Genomic DNA, 20,588 nt, shown 5'->3' on the forward strand with positions numbered 1-20,588 from the left:
TATGATTTTAGTCACAGGCGCAACCGGTATTCTCGGCAGAGCAGTCGTTTTAGAATTACTAAAGCGTGGCAAAAGCGTTCGTGCAACAAAAAGAACTTCCAGCGATATTGATGAAGTCCGCGCGTCTTTTCGATTTTATACCGATCAAGCAGATGAGCTTTTTAATAAAATTGACTGGATTGATGTTGATTTCCAAGATCTCGAGTCGCTTCAGACTGCCTTAAATTTAGTTACAGAAGTTTATCACTGCGCTGGAAAAGTGAGTTTTCATCCAGATGACCGACGTGCAATGTATCATACGAATATCGTTGGAACGCGGCAATTGCTTTTTGCTTGTGAAAATTCATCGGTGCGGAAGTTCTGTTTTGTAAGTTCAACTGCTGTTTTAGATGGTGTTGACGAAAATGGTGAAGTCACCGAAGATTCTAATTACAATCCAAAAGTAAATCATTCTCCTTATGCGCGATCCAAGCATTTTTCAGAAATGGAAGTGTGGCGCGCGTCTGCAGAAGGTCTCAACACCGTCATCATCAATCCCGGCGTCATTATCGGCAGCGGAAATTGGCAGGCGAGTAGTGGTGAAATGTTTCAGGCATTCGAGCAATATCCGTACGCAATGAGTGGAAGTACCGCGTATGTTGACGTAAGAGATGTTTCAAAAATTGCGATTTCATTAATGGAGAAAAATATTTTCGGTGAGCGGTATATCCTGATTTCAGAAACCAAGAAAATAGTTGAAGTCGCCAACTATGTTCGAGAGAAATTAGGAAAATCAAAGGCTAAAGTCCTACCGACAGCAGTTCTAAAGTTAGGTTACGCCGTCAATGTATTATTCGGATGGCTCTTTCCCAAACTCAGAATGATGAGTAAAGTCAATTTGGAAACCGTAACTTCTCACCCGATCATTTCTAATTCTAAAATTAAGCAGGAGTTAAATTATCAATTTATTCCCGTTATTGAGAGTATCGATTTCCATTTAAAAAATTATATTTCAGATAAAAAGTAGTTATGAATGTTGCAGAATTTTTAAATATAAATACCGCGAAATTTCCCAGAAAGTCCGCCATTGGTTTTAAGAAAAAAGAAAAATGGACAGAAATTTCTTGGTCAGATTTTCGACGGTTAGTTTTTAAAACGGCCAACGCACTTCGGGCAGCCGGCATTTCTGAGCATGATAAAGTGGCCATTTATGCTGATAATTCAGCGGAGTGGATTATCACCGATTTGGCGATTCTGTCATTAGGTGCGGTCACAGTACCCATTTATTCTACCAATAATGAAGAACAATCAGAATATATTCTAAATGAATCTGAGTGCAAAATCATCTTAGTTGGAAATCAGGAACAATATGACGCAGCCTTTAATATTTTAAATAAAAATCAAGTTTTGCAACAGGTTATCGTTGCCAAGAAATCGATTTGGATTCAAAAAGAAAACAGTCAATATTTAGAAGATTTTATTAAAGATGCCAGCGAAGAATTTCAAATAGTTCCTAAAGAAGACGATGATTTGGCAACCATTATTTACACGTCCGGAACCACTGGAGTTCCCAAAGGCGTTATGCTTTCTCACGGAAATTTTCATAAATCCGTCGAGGCGCATTTCGAATTTTTTAAATTTAAAAACTTTGAAAATGAAACCTCTTTAGCCTTTTTACCTTTGACCCATATTTTCGAAAGATCGTGGACCTTGCTTGCCTTGTACGGTGGGTCGAAAGTTTATTTCCTGGAAAACACCAAATTAATTGCGAGCGCTTTGGCCGAAATTAAGCCCACTATTATGTGCGCCGTGCCTCGGTTTTATCAGAAGATTTATGCGAGTGTTAATGAAATGGCAGCGAATAGTTCGCCTTCGAAAAAGAAAATTTACAACTGGGCCCTGGCAACCGGAACTGAAGTGGCAGAGTTTCGCAGATTAAATAAAAGTATTCCTTTCTCCTTAAATCTCAAAAATAAAATTGCTGGCATTATGGTCTTTAATAAGATCAAGAAAAAGATGGGTGGCAAACTATGGTTTATGCCGTGCGGTGGAGCATCGGTATCGGACGACGTGACTCGCTTTTTTGAAGCAATGGGAATTCACATTACCGTCGGTTATGGATTGACGGAAACCACTGCAACCTTAACTTGTTTTCCGTTTCATGATTTTCAACACGGGTCCGCGGGAATTCCTTTGGGTGATACCCAAATTAAAATCGGTGATAATGATGAGATTCTCGCCAAAGGAAGCAGCATTATGAAAGGTTATTATAAAAAGCCGACCGAAACGGCTGAGGTTTTCACCGAAGATGGTTGGTTTAGAACGGGCGATGCAGGACGATTTGATGAAGCCGGAAATTTATTTATTACCGACCGAATCAAGGATTTAATGAAAACTTCAAATGGGAAATATATCACACCGCAACCAATCGAAAACCTCCTTTCCAATAATAATTTCATTAATCAAGCCATGATTGTGGCAGAAGGAAAACCTTTCGTAACCGCGCTTATTATTCCAAATTTCGAGGCTTTGCAAGAATTAATTTCCAAGATGAATATTCAATTTACAACTTGGGAAGAAATCGTTAATCTAGAAAGTATTAAAGAATTTTATCGCGAGAAAATGGAGGAAATCCAGAAAGGACTTTCAGGCTTCGAAAAGGTGAAGAAGTTTGTGTTGATGCCCGCTGAATTTGAAATCGGTACTGGAGAAATCACACCAACTTTAAAAGTGAAAAGAAATGTGGTCTTACAGAAATATGCTGACTTAGTCGATAAAATGTATAATTCTTAACAATACATTGACAGAAAATTAATCCTCACTCAAGTAAATTAGAACTAAAAAATGAACGAATTTTCCGGAAGTCAAAACTTCGAAATCTCTGATCAGAAAGTCACCGAATCTTGTCCGTCGAATATTGCTTTAATTAAATATTGGGGGAAATATGAAACTCAGATTCCAGCAAACCCAAGCATTAGCTACACTTTAAACCTTTGCAAAACCAATACGGAACTTGAGTTTGTAGCCAATGAACCATTTTCTGTTCAAACCTTTTTAGCAGGAAAAGAAGAGTTGAAATTTGCGGGGAAAATTGACAAGTACTTTAGAAATATTGAGCAGTATTTACCTTGGATTTTAAAAGGAAAATATATCATTAAGACAGAAAACACCTTTCCGCACAGTTCTGGTATAGCGAGTTCTGCTTCAGGATTTGGTGCGATTGCAAAATGTTTAATGGCTTTAGATGAAACCTTTGTCGGAAAAGTTAATGACGATACATCCTTGAGAAAAGCCAGTTTCTTGGCGAGATTAGGCAGCGGAAGCGCTTGCAGAAGTTTATACGACGGAATGGTCGTTTGGGGAGAAACGAAAGAAGTTGCCGAGAGTTCAGATTTATTTGCCGTTCGCTATCCAAATGAGGAAATTCACCCGATTTTTAGAAGTTTCAACGATTGGGTTTTATTGATTCATGAAGGAGAAAAATCGGTGAGTTCTACCGTCGGACACGGCTTGATGAATACCAATCCTTACGCGGAAAGAAGATTTCAAGAAGCACATGAGAATTTCGCAATTCTTAAAACGATTTTGAAAGAGGGTAACATGACCGCCTTTATTAAGCTAGTTGAACATGAAGCTTTGACCTTGCACGCCATGATGATGATGAGCGAACCTGCTTTCATTTTAATGAAAACCGGAACGTTGGCGGTGATTAATAAGATTTGGGAATTTCGAAAAGAAACCAGTCTTCCATTATTCTTTACATTAGATGCTGGTGCGAATGTGCATTTGCTTTTCCCGAGCATCAAAGAAGAAGATCAAATTAAGGAATTCATCATCAAAGAACTGGTGCAACACACTCAAAATAATGGTGTTGTAAAAGATGTGATGAGGTTTTAAAAAAAATTGTTATTTTTTGTTGATGCCCAATCGACTCATCGTGTGCAATATAAAAACAACGATAATCCCAACTACTGCTGCGGAAAGCGAAAGAAGGAAAACGGAATTTTCTTCAGCTAGAAATCCTAAATTCCACTCGATCACATATAAATTGATGGCAATAAAGATTACGAAAAGGATTAAGAAAATTTTATAAAACAGTTGCATTTTTTTAGACTTTAAAATTTAACGTACGATGAAAAGAGTTGTGCAAAATTAGCAGTAAACAGCTTGATTGAAATTGCAAGAAGGATAATTCCGAAAACTTTCTGTAAAACTTGCAGGGTTCCATCTCCTAATTTTTTCTCCAGCCAATTCGCTGATTTCAGGACCAAATATACGAAAATTGTGTTGATCACAATACCTACAATAATATTGATATCATGATATTCTGCACGTAGTGAAAGGGTGGTTGTCAAAGTTCCAGCGCCCGCAATCAGAGGAAATGCAATCGGCACAATGGAAGCTGATTTCGATTCTGTATTCTTCTGAATTTCAATACCCAAAATCATTTCTAAAGCAATAACGAAAATTACAAATGCACCAGCAATTGCGAATGAGTTCACATCAACGCCGATGAGTTTAAGGATTTTATTTCCAATAAAAAGAAAAGCAATCATTAAAATTCCAGCTACGATTGAGGCGCGTTCTGCGTCAATCTTTCCAAATTTCTTTTTCAAGCCAACAATAATTGGAATGGAGCCAACAATATCGATGACCGCGAAAAGAATCATCGAGGCAGTAAGGGTTTCTTTTAGAGAGAAAAATTGGAACATTTTTGTAAATTATTAATTTCGCAAAAATATGAAAAATAATTCATTATTTATTAATCTCCGAATATAATGTGTAGATCGAGTTGTAGAGGTCGTCCATCTGCTCATCAGAGGTCAAAGGTGCGAATTTTTCAATCTGAATTTGCTCCGAAAGAACACGGTATTGTTCAGAGAACTGCTGACCTTTTGTTTGTTTTAAAATCGCTCTGAATTCTGAATCGGTATTTGCAGAATGATATTCTTTGGTTTCCCGATTTAATTCAGCGTATGCGATGAAGAAATTTTTGAAATCCTTATTATCTTTTAAAATTTTCAAATATTCGATACTCTCTTCAAAATGGTTGCTAAGGTCTTTCCTGATTAATTCCTCAGTTTCAGCAATATTGGTCGTAGTTTTTGCGAGCAAGACAGGCTTTAATTTTCGCTTATCCTTTTTTCTTAAGACAATTAGAAACAATGATACGAAGGCAGATAACAGCGCAAAGTTGCCCGCGATAACTTTCCAGTTAATGCTGTTCTTGTCTTTAACTTTAAAATTTTGCGTTTGTAAAACTGGGGTGTTTACGGTTTCTAAAACGGTATTGGTATAATCGTTTACCCTTTCTAACGTTGTTTTAGCTTCTGCAATTTGTAGAGGAGTTTTCACATCAATGACCATTTCTTTAGAACCTAAATCCGTGTACTTTTTAGTGTCTGGATCAAAGAACGAAAATTCTTCAAACTTGATAGATACCAAGCCAGCTGTTTTTGGAACAATGATATATTCTGCATTTACAGAACCTGTTAATCCGTCGCGTCTGGTTGAAGTCTGCGAAGTTATTTTGGGCGGAAATGAAATGTAATCGGTGGAGTGCAGAATTTTGGGAAGATGCAAACTTCCTAAATTTCCTGATCCTGCTACTTTTAAAATAAGATGTATTGGCTTATCGATTTCTGGAATTTCTTTTGTGTTGAGATTTTTTAAATCAATTGAAAATTGACCTACGGCATTTTTAAAATGAACAGGCATTCCGATTGGTAATTTTTTCACGTTCAGTTGCGCTCTATTCGATGAAATCCTATTGTCTCTACTAGAACTACCGAAGGAAGCAGAAATCGGACTGATGTCAATCTTACCCGTTTCTGAGGGGAAAATCATGAACACCCCAATCACTTGGGAAGGAACTCCAGCTTTTGATTCAATGGCTGATTTTGCAAAACTTAATGGTTTTAGGTTGGCATTTCGCTGCGAGGGAAAATGCAGTTTACCAACTTTTCGGAAATTATCGTAATCGCGGCTATAAGCACGCAGAACCGCAATCGTGGGTTCGTTTTTATAAACAATTTTATCTTCAATCTCTAAAGTGAGATACAAGTCATTCTTTTCAGAATTGTCAGCAACTGAGCTAGTTTTTTCGTTATCCCGAACATTAATGTCGAAGGGTTCTGTTTTATAAATTTTACCATTCACGGTTACCAAAACAGAACCTATTTTTATTTTACCAGCTTGCTTAGGGCTGAGCACATACTGATAAACCAGTTGATTCATAATATCGCCTTTCTTCGCATCTAAAACTACGGTGTTCCGTTCTGAAGCGCTCCCAATAATATCAAACTTAGAAAGATCGGGCATCATCAGCGGAGTTTGCTGCTCCATGTTTTCTCCGCTAATTTCTAACAAAACGGTTAGATTAAAGCGTTGATTAATTCTTTGATCTTTTAAATCGGAAATAGCTAGAGTAACCTGCCCATAAGTGAATACAGCAGAAAATAGAAATAGGATATAAGAAATTTGTTGTTTCATTACCAATCTTTTTCGTTGCTCTCTGGCATCGAATAAGAATTTTTATTGAGAATTCTCTTTGCGGTTTCTCGTTCTTTATTTCCCACACGATTCAGAATGGCATCTTCTAAATCTTTGGGCATTTTGTTATCGTTACTTTTTTTATTTTCGTTAGGATCTTTTCCGTCACCTTCGCCTTTATTTTGTTGACCTGTGCCAGCTTCTTTCTTTGCCTGATCACCTTTTTCTTGACCTTGATTTTTATCTTTACTGTCGTCGTCGCCACCTCCGCCGCCAGAACCATCTTTATCCTTTTTTTGTTCTTTCTTTTCTTTTTCTTTCAGCATCGCAATTTCGTAATTCTTTCGGATGCTTTCATTGTAGGGATCTTGCTTCAAGGCTTGCTTGTAAAGTTCTGCTGCTTTTTTAGAATTTTCCTGCTTCATAAAAGTGTTTCCTAAATTGTAGAGCGCAGCACTTTTGTCAGGAAGGTTGGCGGAAAGTTTCTCAGCTTTTTCGAATTCTGCTTTTGCTTCGTCGAACATTTTCCTTTTGTACAATGAGTTGCCAAGATTGTAATGAGCCATAAACTCTTTGTCGTCAAGTTGTACAGCTTCCAGATATTTCGAAGAAGAGGATTCGTAATCTTGTTTATCAAATTGTTGGTTCCCTTTGAAAACTAAAGTCTTATAATTTTCCTGGGCAGAAATTAAATTAAATCCAACTGATAAAAAAAACGCCGTAAAAAGTAATTTTAAATTCATCAATGCAAAAATATTCCTTTATATGTTAAAGTCTAGGGATGAAATTGTTAAATTTGGGTTAAAGTCGCCCGAATGTGTTGGTTTTGAATCAAATATTGAAATCGCGTTTTGGATTTAAGAGAAATATCAACAGAAAGAAAAGAAGCGAAACCCCCAAAAAATATTGATAATAGTGAATCGCATTATTTGATTTTACCATGCTTTCTGAGGATGTAGCACTTTTTCGCAAGCCGTCAATAATCTCAGTGGTCGCATTTTCCAAAACGTTTCCATCAACATAAGCGCCATTTGTTTGCGCCGCGATATTTTTTAAAGCTAAATTTTCTCTTTTTGAAATAACGGTTTGCCCACTTTGATCAGTCTTATAACCCATCAATTGCCCGAAAACATATTCAGGAATTGGCGCACCTTCTTCAGAGCCGATTCCAACTGAAATTACAGAGATTCCCTCTTTCATTGCTAATTTTGTAGCGGCTTTTTCATTTCCTTCATTATCTTCGCCATCACTTAGCAACACAACTTGTCGAGCACCTTTGGGAATATTTTTGAACTTATTCACTACGGTTTGCATGGCTATTAAATAATCGGTTCCCTGGATTTTCAAAATGCTGGTTTCTACACCACCAAGATAGGTTTCGGCAGCCTGATAATCCGTCGTCAAAGGCATAATTGAACTCGCTTCTCCGGCAAATACAACCACTCCGATTTTATCGTTCTTCATCTTAGCCATTGTATTGATGATGATGTTTTTGGCTTCATCCAAACGGTTCGGCTCAACATCCTGCGCGTTCATCGAATTAGAAACATCAAGCAGAAAAATTACGTTATTCATTTTCTGCTTTGTTTTTACTTCCTCAGATCCGATGAGTAAATCGACAATGGAAAGAACTAAAAATAGCGTCGCTATTAAATATAAAAACGGTAAAATTTTTGAAAAAGCAGATTTACGCTCAAATAGTTCGTCTTGAAACTTGGCTTCGGCAAAGATGTTTTTCCGGCCCTTTTTCCATTTTAGATAAGTGACCATCAAAATACCCAGAAGCGGCAAAAGCAGCAACAGAAGTAAATACCAACTATTTCCTAAAGTCCAGTTCATCTATTAAAGTATATTATCTAATTATATTTTTGATTTATTTAACTTAAAAATTTATAGAAAACCCAACGCAGCAAAGCATCAAGAAGCAAGACGCCCAAAGCAATCCACAAGAAATTTCGAAAATATTCTTGATAGTTATAGAGTTTTGTGCTTTTCAATTCGGTCTTTTCGAGTTGATTGATTTCATCATAAACGTTTTCCAAACTTTGATTGGTGGTCGCTCGGAAATACTTTCCACCCGTAGTTTGCGCAATTTCACGAAGCACTGGCTCATCGATCTGAACTTCTGATTCTGTAAAAATTAAATCGCCAAAAAGATCTTGAGCAGTCGGCATCAAGGCGTAACCATTGGTGCCAATTCCAACTGTGTAGACTTTAATTCCATTACTGCGAGCCAGTTCAGCACCAACTTGCGTCGGCATTGCATTGGCAATGGTGTTCACGCCATCGGTCATTAAAATAATAATTTTTGATTTCGCTTTGCTATTGACCAAATGCGCAACCGCTACGGAAAGCCCTTCGCCAATGGCAGTTCCTTGAATAAGCTCTCTCGTATTAAGATTGTCTAATTCCTCAATTACAACAGCATGATCAGAAGTTACAGGTACTTTGGTAAAAGCTTCACCGGCATAAGTCACCAAACCAATTCGGTCTCCAGGTCGGCTGGTCACAAATTCTTTTGCAATTTTTTGCAATGCGGTTAATCGATCAGGTTCTAAATCTTTGGCTAACATACTTAACGAAACATCGACTGACAGCATTATATCAATTCCCTTGCTATCATCCTGGTTTTGAGAAATCGTAAATGTTCGTGGTCTTGCCATCGCAATGATTAAGCAAGTAAGAATAAGGTATTTTGAAATTTTTAAAAGAAATAAAACGAAGACGATCGATTTACTTTCCTCCATATTTTGGGTAGAAGGAACAAGGATTCCCGAGCGTTTTTTATTGCGTACATCACGAATGATCAATGGGATGAATACCGCAAAGAGCACTAAGAACCACGGACTGTAAAATTCGAAATTTAAAAAATCTAACGTCATCATTTATACTCCAGTTCTTAATTGTTCTATTTCCAAATCCTTGGAAGAACGTTTCACGAAGGTTTTAAGCTGATCAAAATCGGTCTGCATATCCTGTTGATCCGGGAAAACTTTAGCGAATTTAACTAAATCGCCTCTTAAGAAAATGTCTTCGATAATCTTTTCATTTTCTGGGGAAATGGTGTTGTTCAATTTCATGACATCAATTAAATCATCGGTCAATAGAACATCCGCTGGGATTTTATATTGTTTGGTGATGAAGTTTCTAGAGATGTCTAATAATTCCACATAGAACAGTCGGTAGTTTCCGTCTTCGATGTAATTTTTCTTTTTAAGTTTTTCTAATTCACGTAATGTTTGGTTGGTCATCACAATGGGATCAGAATTTTTTCGTCTGCCATATTTAATGAGCTGATAAATCAAGAAGATTACAGCCAGCACAATTAGCAGTCCTAGAATATACCATTTGTACATTTCCCAGTAATCCTGAACGCCAAGATCGACTTGTTTGTTTTTCATGATATCATTAATTTCGTCACCTTTTTGAGCGGTGTTAATGACTTCAATATCGTACGGAATTGTTTTAAGAACTTTCCCGTTAACTCTAAAATCCAAAGCGGGAATCGTAAATTTACCTTCTTCGAAAACCGCGAATTCGACGACGCGATCGTAAGTGTTCAGCTGTTTATTAATGCTGTCTTTTATTTCTTCAAAGTGGAAAGGAAGTAATTCATTCTTCGGCGCCGAGAGTACATCTTTTGCCTGTAAATCAGAAATCTGAATATGCAAAGTCCCGGCTTCACCAAGTGCTAAAGTCTGCTTGTCGAGCTTAGAACTCAAGGTTTGCGAAAATGAAAATATACTTAGCAGTAAAAATAGTATGAAGGGTAATCTTTTCAAAATTTATCTTTTTCTAAAATATTGATACAAAAATTTAGCGTAATCATCACCTGTATTGATATTAATAAAGCCGGCCGATGAACTTTCAAAATCGTCTGTTACGCTTTTTACTTTTTGTTTTTGTTGTTCGGCAAATTGATATCGCCATCTTGCATTGCTTGTATTGGCCCAAATTTGTTTGCCCGTTTCGGCGTCGGTAAAAAGGGCATAACCTACGTCTGGAATTTCGTTATCTTTTTGGTCGAAAACTCTCAAACCCAATAATTGATGTTTTCTAGCGGCGATTCTCACCATCTTCAAATCGTATTGATCTTCGAAATCGGAGAACATAAAAATTAATGATTTCTTCTTGAAAACCGTCATTGTATACTCCAGTGCTTTATCAATCTTCGCTTCAGCGGGAATATATTCTGCTGATAAAATAGTACTGATAATTGCTAAAATATGTTTTCGTCCTTTTTGCGGTGGAATCACTTTATATATTTTGTCGGCAAACAATATTAAACCAACTTTATCATTATTTCCAGCGGCCGAAAATCCTAAAGTTGCGGCTATTTCTGCCACAAATTCTCGCTTGAGCTGGGTTTGCGTTCCGTAATCCATTGAAGCAGAAATATCGACCAAGAGCATCATGGTCAGTTCCCTTTCTTCCTCCATCACTTTCACAAATGGTTCCCGAAAACGGGCTGTTTTATTCCAGTCGATTCTTCGGATTTCATCACCATCTTGATAGGGACGGACTTCTGAAAAAGTCATTCCTTGCCCCTTGAAAGCGCTGTGATATTGACCCATCAAAGTAGCTTCCGTTTTCTTGCGAGTTCGGATTTCAATTTGTTTTACTTTTCTGATGATGTCTTTAATCTGCATAACTTTGCTAACCTTATTTATTTTCGTTTATGATTGCTGCTAAATTTCCGTCATAACCGACAGTCCGCGACATTAAATTCCCTTCCTTATCAATAACAATTTCTACAGGAACTCCGCTAATCAGATATTTTTTTGAAACTTCATTTTCATGATCAAATAAAACATTTAAATCATACTTATTATCAGCCATAAATTTGGTCACCTTTTTTTCGGTTTCCACAGGTTTTGTTCTTTCCATCGTATTAACGAAAAGGAATACCACTTCTGATTCATCATACTTTTTTACCAATTCCTGCATGTGAGGAAGTGCTGCCCGACAAGGTCCGCACCAAGTTGCCCAGAAATCAAGCACCACAATTTTTCCTTTTAAATCACTCAGTTTAACTTTGTTTCCCTTTAACGTCGTTAATTCAAAATCTTTTGCTTTTAAATCTCCAGAATAAAACTGTAATAATTCCTTTCTTGATTTGTTGGTTGCTGTTTTTTTATTTTCTTCTTTTAATTTTTCAATTTCTACCGTCGGCAAATTTTGAACTTTATAAATGGCCGTAAGCGAATTAAAAAGACTATCAGAAATTTTCTGTTCCTTTAAAAGATGATCGAGATAATTTTTTACAAACTGATCTCCTTTTGCTTTTTGAGCGTACAGCACATATCTTTCTCGATTACTGTCATCAATTAATCGGGAATCAATAATCTTAGATTGTTCATTGAATGCTTCCTGATATTTTTTCTCTTTATATAAAACCAATGCCAGGGCGTCTGTATAGTACGTAAAGCTTTGGTCAAAATCTGATTTCTGTTGATATTTATCTAAATTACTAACTTTTTCGTCAAAGATTTCAAGAGATTTTCTAGCTAGTTTTTCTGCAAATTCTAAATCATTTCCTGCTGAAGTAATATCATCTCCGTCCGCAAATTTCCAGGCACTAGCATTAAATTCCTGCGCTGCGTAAAAATTATTGTTAAACCTATTTGTAAAGTCATCAATTTTTCTCCAATCTTTTGATTCAATTACCTTTTTAAAAATGATACCATTCATTTCATCAGCTATTTGATTAGTGTAGGCGTCTTTTGGATAGTTCTTTTTATAGTCTTCAATATATTGTAAGAGTACCTTTTGCTCTTGCTTATTTGTAGGATCGTTGGCCTCTTTGAAAAACTTTTGAATCAATTTACTTTTTGCAAGTTCACCGTTTGGATATTTCTCTAAAATGATCTTGGACAGCGAGTTTGCTTTGTCGGAGTCTTTAAGATTGAAATCATATAAATTTAAGGCAGCGATTAAGTTTTGTTCACCGCTTTTTGATTCAAAATTTTGGGCTAACTCTTTACTTACTACTATTTCTTTTTTAGGATCAACACTAGAAAGAGCGCTTAGATAGGGATATAGATTTACTGCTTTATCTTTCAGCTTCGGTGATTTTTCAAATAAACGCTCGTATTCTTCCACGAAATATCTTTTGGAATGATTAAGCTTAAATAAATAACCACCTGTGTTATGAAGAAGCATCACCTTATCTAAACTGGCCTGTGCGGGATCAGCATTATTAAGTGCGAGCGGAAATCCTTTGTCAAAATTATTATCAATTAATTCTCCTTTTTTATCAAAAAACGAAACGATAATTGCTCTTATGCTATCTGGGACTTTAACAGTAAACTCATATTTGTTTTGTTTTTTTACTAAGGGTGAATTTTTGTAGCCGTCTATGTATGCATATTTTGCTGCAGCACCATCACTGATATTCATGGCACCTGTTGGTTCATAAACGAAAGTGTTTTCCTCACCTAAAATAATTTTCCCCTTTGGGTAAATTTTAGAATTTTGAGAAGATAAGGCAATGGAAAATAGTGCAAAAAAGAAAGTGATAAAAATTCTCATACAGTTTTCGTTTTAGAATTAATTGAGTCTAAGGCGCTTGAATTTTCCCAAGAATTTTATCCACGATTTCATCAGAAGTAATTTCTTCGGCTTCCGCTTCAAAACTAAGTCCGATACGATGGCGCAATACATCTTTAGCAATTTCCTTCACATCTTCTGGGATTACAAAGGCACGATTTTTTAAGAATGCCATCGCTCGTGCAGCAATTGATAAATTAATCGATGCCCGCGGTGAGGCGCCAAAACTAATGTAATTTTTCAAATCTGGAAGTCCATATTTTTCTGGAAAACGGGTTGCGAAAACCATATCTAAAATATATTTTTCAATTTTCTCATCTAAATATATTTGATTGATTAAATTCTTGGCTTCTGTAATATTATCTAAAGTAATGACGGGACGAATTTCTGGCGAATGTCCGCTGGCAACCATATTCATAATCTTTCTCTCGTCATCAAAATCAGGATAAGTGATGGTACACTTCAACATAAAACGGTCGCTTTGCGCTTCTGGCAAAAGATAAGTTCCTTCCTGATCAATCGGGTTTTGCGTGGCCAAAACTAAAAAGGGCTTGGGTAGTGCCATTGTTTCATCACCGATGGTCACTTGTTTTTCCTGCATGGCTTCTAATAAAGCCGACTGCACTTTTGAGGGCGCGCGGTTAATCTCATCAGCCAATACGAAGTTCGCGAAAATTGGACCGCGCTTTATGGAAAAGTCGTTGTCTTTAATACTATAAATCTGCGTTCCTACGACATCTGCTGGCAGTAAATCCGGAGTAAACTGGATTCTGGAAAAAGCTCCTTGAACTGCATCGGCCAAGGTTTTAATCGCTAAAGTTTTTGCTAAACCTGGCACACCTTCCAACAAGACATGGCCATTGCCAAGAAGACCGATTAATAAACGGTCTACCATGTATTCTTGTCCGATAATTGCTTTGTTGATTTCCTGTTTTAAAAGTGAAAAAAAGTAATTCTGTTCTCTTACTTTTTCTGTTAATTGTCTAATATCTTCAGCTTGATTGAGTTCTGACATATTTTTTGTAGAATTTAGAGTGTAAATTTCCAATAATTACCGACACCAATCAACACAATTAGTGCCAATTCAGAGTTAAAGTTTGTTAAACATTGCAATTCAAAATGAGCTTTTGTAGAAATGTGTTCCCAGATTATAAGATTGGTGTGAATGATTTTCTAATTGAATTAAAATTGAATTTGTTTAATTTCATTTCCAAAGTCATTCATTTACATCGCTGAAACCGTCTTAAATTCTTGTCATTTTCAGTTAATTAACCTATTTTTGAACCTTAAAATAATGGCAAAATGAATTATCATTTTCAGGCACACCGCCAAGTTCGACGAAACCTTTTAGAAATCTTACAAAACACTTCAACCAAAGATTTGTTGTTGATTCCAGATGGCTTTAATAACAATATCTATTGGAACATTGTTCACTGTGTGGCAACTCAGCAGTTACTTCATTACTATTTGAGCGGAAATCCTTTTCGAATTGATAAATACTGGATTGAAACGTATAAAAAAGGAACGCTTCCCAATTTGAATGTGGCGCAATCAGAAATTGATGATTTGGCTTTTCTACTTACGGAAACTTCGAAGGTTTTAATGAAAGATTACGACGATGATTTTTTTCCCGATTATACTTCCTACACGACCAGTTTTGGATTGGATTTAAAAAATATTCAAGATGCCATTATCTTTAACAACATGCACGAAAGTATTCATTTAGGATATGCCATGGCTCAAAAAAGAGCAATTCTTGGCGAGCAATTTTAAAAAAGACCATTCCGATTTCGAGGTGAGGATTAAAAAAAAACCTTGAGCATTTAATTTGAATAACAAATGAAAGACGATTTTATATTTGGGTTACGCCCAGTGATTGAAGCAATTGACGCCGGCAAAACCGTTGATAAAGTATTTTTACAAAATGGGCTGCAAGGCGATCTTTACTATGAATTAAAAGATTTACTGGCAAAATACAAAATAAGACCGAATTTTGTTCCCGTTGAAAAATTAAATCGCTTTACCCGAAAGAATCATCAGGGTGTTGTTGCTTTTATTTCTGATGTTCCCTTTCATTCGATAGAAAATATTTTACCTGAAATTTTTGAATCCGGTAAAACGCCGTTTCTTTTAATTTTAGATCGATTGACCGACGTCAGAAACTTTGGAGCGATTTGCAGAACGGCGGAATGTGCTGGAGTGGATGCGATTATTATTCCTGAAAAAGGTGGAGCACCGATGAACTCTGACGCGATTAAAACTTCGGCGGGTGCCATGTACAACATTACCATCTGTAAAGAGAAAAACTTAGGACACACCGTAGATTTCCTGCAACAATCTGGAGTTCAGGTTTTTTCTGCCACTGAAAAAGCGCAGAAATTATATTATGACGTCGATTTTACACAACCTTGTGCGATTGTGATGGGTAATGAAGAAACAGGAATTTCTAAAGAAGTTTTGCATCATTCAGATGAAAAAATAAAACTTCCGATGGAAGGCAAGACCCAGTCTTTAAATGTTTCGGTAGCGTGCGGTGCTATTCTTTACGAAGCTACTCGGCAACGCTTGAAAATGTAATCTTACTTTAAATTACAATTAACTTTTTAAACCGTTTCTATTTGAAAAGAATTTTTATCTTTAATAAAAATTATAAGCGGTATGCAGAAAAGTACCCTCGTAAAAAGCGAAGTTCGCAGTTACGTTCAAGAAAAGATTAAGCAAAAAATTCAGAAAGTAGAGAATTTTATGGAGTTTACTTTGGAGGCAAGCCGTGAGGTGAAAAAAACTTCTAAGTATGATTCCATTCGTGAAGAAATGCATGAAGAGATTTACCAGATTCAAAAGCAGCTTGCTACCTTAAAGGATTTACAGCGAAATCTATCCAAGATTAAACAAAACACTTCGGATCGAATTCAACATGGTTCCATTGTCTTTACGAATAAGGCGAGATTTTATATTTCGGTTTCTTTGGGAGAGTTTTTCTTTGAAGGAGATCGGTTTTATGCTATTTCTGAAGAAAGTCCAATGGCGAAAATCATGTTCGGTAAAAAGGTTGGCGACTCTTTTACTCTTAATAATATCAGCCAGATTATCGAACAAGTTTCGTAATCTTTAACTAAAATAAAAAATGGAAAAAGTAGAAATACTGAAAAATATCATCGAAGCCAGAAGGAGCACTTTTCCAAAATCGTATTCTACGGAGGAAATTCAACAAAGCGTTCTTACAGAAATTTTAAATTCTGCCAACTTTGCTCCGAATCATAAACGCACAAAACCTTGGCGATTAAAAGTTTTCCGTGGGGAAGAAAAAAATCAGTTGGGCGTAAAATTAGCGGCGATTTATCAGGTAACAGCTGACCCACAAACCTTTCTGGAAAAAAAATACATTGATATCACCGATAAAATAGCGATGTCAGATTCTATCATTACCATTTCTGTTAATTTTAGTGGATTGCTTCCAGAATGGGAAGAAATTGCGGCAACTGCCATGTCTGTTCAGAATATGTATCTTACTGCAACGGCTTACGAAGTCGGTTGTTATTGGAGCACTCCGGGAATGATCAATCATTTGAGAGAATTTCTACAATTAGAAGAAAATCAAAAGTGCATTGGTTTGTTTTATTTAGGAAAAGTTTAAAATATCTGTAACATCAGGTCAATTTTGTACACTTATATTTAAACAAAGAACTAAAAACAATAAAATATGGAAACTTACGGTTACAACAATCCGGAATCTTCGCAGAATCCCAATCCTGGCTACAATCAAGGAAACTATCGCTCCGAGAAAAAATTGGCAGCGGGAATTTTAGCTATTTTATTAGGTGGTTTGGGAATACATAAATTTTATCTTGGATACACCAAAGAAGGAATTATACAGCTGGTCTTAACTTTTGTAACCTGCGGAGCAGCGAGTATCGTTGGTTTGATAGAAGGGATTCTTTATCTCATTATGGCTGATGAACAATTCGACCGAACTTATGTTCAAAATAAGAAAGGTTGGTTTTAAAATACAAAGAACTTCTAAATTTTAGAAGTTCTTTTTTTATATTTAAATTGTTCTAGTGGTTCAATAAAATCGCGGCCTCTTTTGCAGCATAGGTAAAAATCATATCTGCTCCGGCGCGTTTAATGCACGTCAAACTTTCAATAATCGCTTTATCATTATCTAGCCAACCATTTTGGGCGGCTGCTTTTAACATTGCGTATTCGCCACTTACGTTAAAAACTGCAATGGGCAAATCGATTACCTGTCGAGCTTTAGCAACGATATCCAGATACGGCATTCCCGGTTTAATCATGATGATGTCGGCACCTTCTGCAACATCTTTTAAAACTTCGTCGATGGCTTCTCTGGAATTGTGAAAATCCATTTGATAGGTTTTTTTGTCCTTCGGATTTTCTACATCTTCTTTCGGTGCTGAATCTAAAGCATTTCTAAAAGGACCGTAAAATGAACTAGCATATTTCGCAGCGTAACTTAAAATTCCAACATCGGTAAAACCATTTTCTTCTAATCCAGTTCTTATGGCGGCAACTCTTCCGTCCATCATATCGCTTGGGGCAACAATGTCTGCTCCAGCTTCTGCCAATGAAACCGACATTTTAACTAAGGAATCATTCGTCGCATCGTTATCGATTTTTCCTTTGGTAACAATTCCATCATGACCGTAAATGGAATAGGGATCCAAGGCAACATCGGGCATAATAAGCATTTCTGGAACTGCATCTTTTATTGCTTTAATGGTGTTTTGCATTAATCCATTAGGATTCCAAGATTCTTTTCCCGTATTGTCTTTTAAATCTTCCGAAACTTTCATATATAAATTGACCGCTTTCACTCCCAGAGAAAATAACTCGCGACATTCGATCACCGTCAGATCCAATGTTCTTCTGAAAATTCCCGGCATTGATGAAATTGCCTCCTGCTTGTTGACGCCTTCCATTACAAAAATGGGCATTACAAAGTCATTGGTTGTTAAGGTAGTTTCCTGAACGAGCGCTCTGATGGCGGCACTTGCTCTAAGTCTTCGATTTCTGGAATAGATGATCATTTTTTTGGAATGGTATTTGAGTTATCGCTTGCAAATTTAATTATAGTTTTGCGAAAAAACTATTGTATTTCAAATGGAATTTCTTACTTTTGTAAGGATATAGGTTAAAATAAAATCATATAGGTGAAAAAATTATTATTTTCTTTAGTATTAATCGGCAGTTTAACGGTATTCTCAGAAAAGGTTTCTGCGCAGTCTGTTGATAGAGTTTCGATGATGACCAATCAGAAATCTGATGATGGACTGTTGGTTGCATACCCTAATCCAGCTCGAGATTTTATCATTGTAAAGTCAAAAGATACCTCTTTAAAAATAAAGTCAGTTACATTTTATTCCATTTTGGGAATGCAGGTAGCGGAATATCAGATTAATAAAAACTCTGAAGAAATTCGATTAGATAAACTCAGACCAGGGAAGTACTTGATGAGATATGTCCTAAGTGACAATACTCAAAAAGTAACCCAAATCGTAAAACAATAAAATTTAAATCCTTGAAACTTTTTCAAGGATTTTTTTTGCGGTTATTTAGAATTGAAATAGATTGATTAAAATTTCCTTATTTTTGCACCAATGGAAGCACGTGAAAAAATAGTAATTATTGGTGGCGGATTTGCCGGTTTGCAATTAGCAAAATCACTCAATAATAAAAGAAAGAAAGTGATGGTGATCGACAAAGTTAATCACCATATGTTTCAGCCACTTTTTTACCAAGTTGCTTGTGGACGTATAGAACCCAGCAATATTTCCTTTCCTTTCAGAAAAATTTTTCAGCGATCTCGAAATATTCAATTTCGATTAACGGAAGTACAAAGTATTGTTCCCGAACAAAATAAAATTATTACCGACGAAGCCGAATTCACTTATGATAAACTGGTGATCGCGTCTGGGTGCAAAACCAATTTTTTCGGCAATGCTAAAATGGAGCATCTGACCTTTGGAATGAAAAATACCCAAGAGGCAATTGCGATCAGAAATCATGTTTTATTAACTTTCGAAAAATTAATTATTGAAAGAAAACGCAGTGATGACGGCAACTGGAATATCGTTATCGTCGGAAGCGGACCAACGGGCGTGGAATTAGCTGGCGCTTTTGCAGAAATGAAAAAGGATATTCTCCCCCGAGATTATCCTCATATGAATTTTGATGATTTAAAAATTATTCTTATCAGCTCCACGGAAAAGCCGTTAGCGGTTATGAGTGAAGAAGCGCAAGATAAATCTGATGAATATTTGCAGGAATTTGGCGTCGATTTCATGAGAGGCGAGATGGTGACAGATTATGATGGCGATAGAGTGTATATGAAAAGTGGGAAAACCATCGCTTCCAATAACGTAATATGGGCCGCCGGCGTAACCGGAAATATCATTGATGGTTTGCAGCCTGAGGTGATCATCAGAAACAGATTTAAGACCGACCGCTATAATCGAATTCTCGGTCACGATAATATTTTCGCGATTGGAGATATCGCTTACATGGAAACTCCAAAGTATTCAGCTGGCCATCCTCAAGTTGCCAATGTTGCCATCAACCAAGGCAAGAATATGGGAAAAAATTTCCTAAGAAAATCTGAAAAAGATTGGACGGAATATGAGTACAACGATCAGGGAAGTTTGGCAACCATTGGAAAACACCGTGCCGTCGTCGATCTTCCGAATTTTAAATTTCAAGGTTTGCTCGCCTGGTATTTCTGGATGTTTTTACATTTAATGTTAATTTTAAGTGTCCGAAATAAACTGGCGATTTTCTTCAACTGGATGTGGAGTTACATCAATAAAGATTCCTCATTAAGGCTAATTATCATTCCCAACAAAAAGAATAATACCGAACAATGAGAATAGATATAATAAGTGTCTTACCAGAATTAATGGAAAGTCCTTTTCAAACTTCAATTTTGAAAAGAGCAGTGCAGAAGGGTTTGGCGGAAGTTCATTTTCATCAACTGCGGGATTGGAGCATCGGGAAACACCGGCAGATTGATGACGAACCTTATGGCGGTGGAGCTGGAATGATCATGATGATTGAACCGATTGATAAATGTATCTCTGATTTAAAAGCACAGCGGGAATATGATGAAGTCATCTACCTCACGCCCGATGGTGAAACCTTAACCCAAAAAATAGCCAATACACTTTCTATTAAAAATAATCTTATTTTTTTATGTGGTCATTATAAAGGAATAGATCAGAGAGTCCGTGAACTTCATATTACCAAAGAAATTTCGATTGGCGATTATGTTTTAACGGGCGGCGAATTAGCAGCTTGTGTTTTAGCAGACTCTATTATTAGATTGTTACCAGGAGTGTTAAATGATGAACAATCTGCTTTAACCGACAGTTTTCAAGACAATCTTCTTTCACCTCCTATCTTTACTAGACCTGCTGAGTATAAAGGTCTTAAAGTTCCGGATATCTTACTGAGCGGAAATTCTAAAAAAATTGAGGAATGGCAGCATGATCAAGCCCTTCAAATTACTTTAGAAAAAAGACCAGATATTTTACGGTAAATGAAACGTTTTT

The 20,588-nt window shown here is 36.4% G+C and carries 22 protein-coding genes; 11 read left to right on the forward strand and 11 right to left on the reverse strand.

Annotated elements, in window-relative coordinates; all coding sequences use genetic code 11:
- The first annotated feature begins 1 nt into the window (after nucleotide 1).
- The 3 genes from BMX49_RS05040 to BMX49_RS05050 are packed head-to-tail and all read left to right on the forward strand — an operon-like array spanning nucleotide 2 to nucleotide 3,876.
- Nucleotides 2–1,006 carry an NAD-dependent epimerase/dehydratase family protein gene (locus BMX49_RS05040; RefSeq protein WP_034717200.1) on the forward strand — a complete coding sequence of 335 codons (1,005 nt, stop codon included), beginning with the start codon at nucleotides 2–4 and terminating at the stop codon, nucleotides 1,004–1,006.
- A 2-nt stretch (nucleotides 1,007–1,008) separates the two neighbouring features.
- Complete coding sequence (locus BMX49_RS05045; RefSeq protein ID WP_034717198.1) at nucleotides 1,009–2,772, forward strand: AMP-dependent synthetase/ligase; 1,764 nt, start codon at nucleotides 1,009–1,011, stop codon at nucleotides 2,770–2,772.
- Between the two features lie 51 nt (nucleotides 2,773–2,823).
- Nucleotides 2,824–3,876, forward strand: coding sequence for a diphosphomevalonate decarboxylase (locus tag BMX49_RS05050; protein WP_034717196.1), 1,053 nt, complete (start codon nucleotides 2,824–2,826; stop codon nucleotides 3,874–3,876).
- 9 nt (nucleotides 3,877–3,885) lie between these two features.
- On the opposite strand, the gene BMX49_RS05055 is transcribed toward BMX49_RS05050, so the two are convergent.
- From BMX49_RS05055 to BMX49_RS05100, 10 genes are all read right to left on the reverse strand, one after another.
- On the reverse strand, nucleotides 3,886–4,083 hold the full coding sequence (locus BMX49_RS05055) for a hypothetical protein (RefSeq protein ID WP_034717194.1): 198 nt from the start codon (nucleotides 4,081–4,083) through the stop codon (nucleotides 3,886–3,888).
- 11 nt (nucleotides 4,084–4,094) lie between these two features.
- Nucleotides 4,095–4,691 (reverse strand): MarC family protein, encoded by a 597-nt coding sequence (locus BMX49_RS05060; RefSeq protein WP_034717193.1) that lies wholly within the window; start codon nucleotides 4,689–4,691, stop codon nucleotides 4,095–4,097.
- 43 nt (nucleotides 4,692–4,734) lie between these two features.
- Nucleotides 4,735–6,471, reverse strand: a complete 1,737-nt coding sequence (locus BMX49_RS05065; protein WP_034717190.1) for a BatD family protein — start codon at nucleotides 6,469–6,471, stop codon at nucleotides 4,735–4,737.
- Nucleotides 6,471–7,214, reverse strand: coding sequence for a tetratricopeptide repeat protein (locus tag BMX49_RS05070; protein WP_081864329.1), 744 nt, complete (start codon nucleotides 7,212–7,214; stop codon nucleotides 6,471–6,473). Before BMX49_RS05070 ends, BMX49_RS05065 begins: the two co-directional genes overlap by 1 nt.
- Before the next feature lie 88 nt (nucleotides 7,215–7,302).
- Nucleotides 7,303–8,310: a vWA domain-containing protein gene (locus BMX49_RS05075; RefSeq protein ID WP_034717188.1), complete on the reverse strand. Its 1,008-nt coding sequence runs from the start codon at nucleotides 8,308–8,310 to the stop codon at nucleotides 7,303–7,305.
- A 38-nt stretch (nucleotides 8,311–8,348) separates the two neighbouring features.
- A complete protein-coding gene (locus BMX49_RS05080; protein WP_034717187.1) occupies nucleotides 8,349–9,356 on the reverse strand; it encodes a vWA domain-containing protein in 1,008 nt (335 codons plus the stop codon).
- On the reverse strand, nucleotides 9,357–10,253 hold the full coding sequence (locus BMX49_RS05085; protein ID WP_034717184.1) for a BatD family protein: 897 nt from the start codon (nucleotides 10,251–10,253) through the stop codon (nucleotides 9,357–9,359). It lies immediately after the preceding gene.
- 3 nt (nucleotides 10,254–10,256) lie between these two features.
- Entirely contained in the window at nucleotides 10,257–11,120 is an 864-nt protein-coding gene (locus tag BMX49_RS05090; RefSeq protein ID WP_034717181.1) for a DUF58 domain-containing protein, read from the reverse strand.
- Between the two features lie 13 nt (nucleotides 11,121–11,133).
- Entirely contained in the window at nucleotides 11,134–13,002 is a 1,869-nt protein-coding gene (locus tag BMX49_RS05095; protein ID WP_051803576.1) for a TlpA disulfide reductase family protein, read from the reverse strand.
- A 28-nt stretch (nucleotides 13,003–13,030) separates the two neighbouring features.
- Complete coding sequence (locus tag BMX49_RS05100) at nucleotides 13,031–14,035, reverse strand: AAA family ATPase (protein ID WP_034717180.1); 1,005 nt, start codon at nucleotides 14,033–14,035, stop codon at nucleotides 13,031–13,033.
- A 287-nt stretch (nucleotides 14,036–14,322) separates the two neighbouring features.
- On the opposite strand from BMX49_RS05100, the gene BMX49_RS05105 reads away from it, so the two are divergent.
- The 5 genes from BMX49_RS05105 (at nucleotide 14,323) to BMX49_RS05125 (ending at nucleotide 17,026) form a co-directional block, all read left to right on the forward strand.
- Nucleotides 14,323–14,793: a DinB family protein gene (locus tag BMX49_RS05105; protein ID WP_034717177.1), complete on the forward strand. Its 471-nt coding sequence runs from the start codon at nucleotides 14,323–14,325 to the stop codon at nucleotides 14,791–14,793.
- Between the two features lie 66 nt (nucleotides 14,794–14,859).
- Nucleotides 14,860–15,597 carry a 23S rRNA (guanosine(2251)-2'-O)-methyltransferase RlmB gene (gene rlmB, locus BMX49_RS05110; protein WP_034717175.1) on the forward strand — a complete coding sequence of 246 codons (738 nt, stop codon included), beginning with the start codon at nucleotides 14,860–14,862 and terminating at the stop codon, nucleotides 15,595–15,597.
- A gap of 81 nt (nucleotides 15,598–15,678) precedes the next feature.
- On the forward strand, nucleotides 15,679–16,128 hold the full coding sequence (locus BMX49_RS05115) for a hypothetical protein (protein ID WP_034717173.1): 450 nt from the start codon (nucleotides 15,679–15,681) through the stop codon (nucleotides 16,126–16,128).
- 19 nt (nucleotides 16,129–16,147) lie between these two features.
- Nucleotides 16,148–16,657 (forward strand): nitroreductase family protein, encoded by a 510-nt coding sequence (locus BMX49_RS05120; protein WP_034717171.1) that lies wholly within the window; start codon nucleotides 16,148–16,150, stop codon nucleotides 16,655–16,657.
- A 66-nt stretch (nucleotides 16,658–16,723) separates the two neighbouring features.
- Nucleotides 16,724–17,026, forward strand: a complete 303-nt coding sequence (locus tag BMX49_RS05125) for a TM2 domain-containing protein (RefSeq protein ID WP_034717168.1) — start codon at nucleotides 16,724–16,726, stop codon at nucleotides 17,024–17,026.
- 52 nt (nucleotides 17,027–17,078) lie between these two features.
- Here BMX49_RS05125 and hemB read toward each other — a convergent pair whose 3' ends face one another.
- Nucleotides 17,079–18,071 (reverse strand): porphobilinogen synthase, encoded by a 993-nt coding sequence (gene hemB / locus BMX49_RS05130; RefSeq protein WP_034717165.1) that lies wholly within the window; start codon nucleotides 18,069–18,071, stop codon nucleotides 17,079–17,081.
- A gap of 123 nt (nucleotides 18,072–18,194) precedes the next feature.
- Here hemB and BMX49_RS05135 point away from each other — a divergent pair, with 123 nt between their 5' ends.
- The 3 genes from BMX49_RS05135 (at nucleotide 18,195) to trmD (ending at nucleotide 20,575) form a co-directional block, all read left to right on the forward strand.
- Nucleotides 18,195–18,551: a T9SS type A sorting domain-containing protein gene (locus BMX49_RS05135; protein ID WP_034717164.1), complete on the forward strand. Its 357-nt coding sequence runs from the start codon at nucleotides 18,195–18,197 to the stop codon at nucleotides 18,549–18,551.
- Between the two features lie 90 nt (nucleotides 18,552–18,641).
- The gene (locus tag BMX49_RS05140) at nucleotides 18,642–19,904 is read left to right on the forward strand and encodes an NAD(P)/FAD-dependent oxidoreductase (RefSeq protein ID WP_034717162.1); all 1,263 of its coding nucleotides are present in this window, start codon (nucleotides 18,642–18,644) and stop codon (nucleotides 19,902–19,904) included.
- Nucleotides 19,901–20,575, forward strand: a complete 675-nt coding sequence (gene trmD, locus BMX49_RS05145) for a tRNA (guanosine(37)-N1)-methyltransferase TrmD (RefSeq protein ID WP_034717161.1) — start codon at nucleotides 19,901–19,903, stop codon at nucleotides 20,573–20,575. Before BMX49_RS05140 ends, trmD begins: the two co-directional genes overlap by 4 nt.
- Nucleotides 20,576–20,588 lie beyond the last annotated feature (13 nt).

This window comes from Kaistella antarctica (genome assembly GCF_900109615.1).
Classification (GTDB): Bacteria; Bacteroidota; Bacteroidia; order Flavobacteriales; family Weeksellaceae; genus Kaistella; species Kaistella antarctica.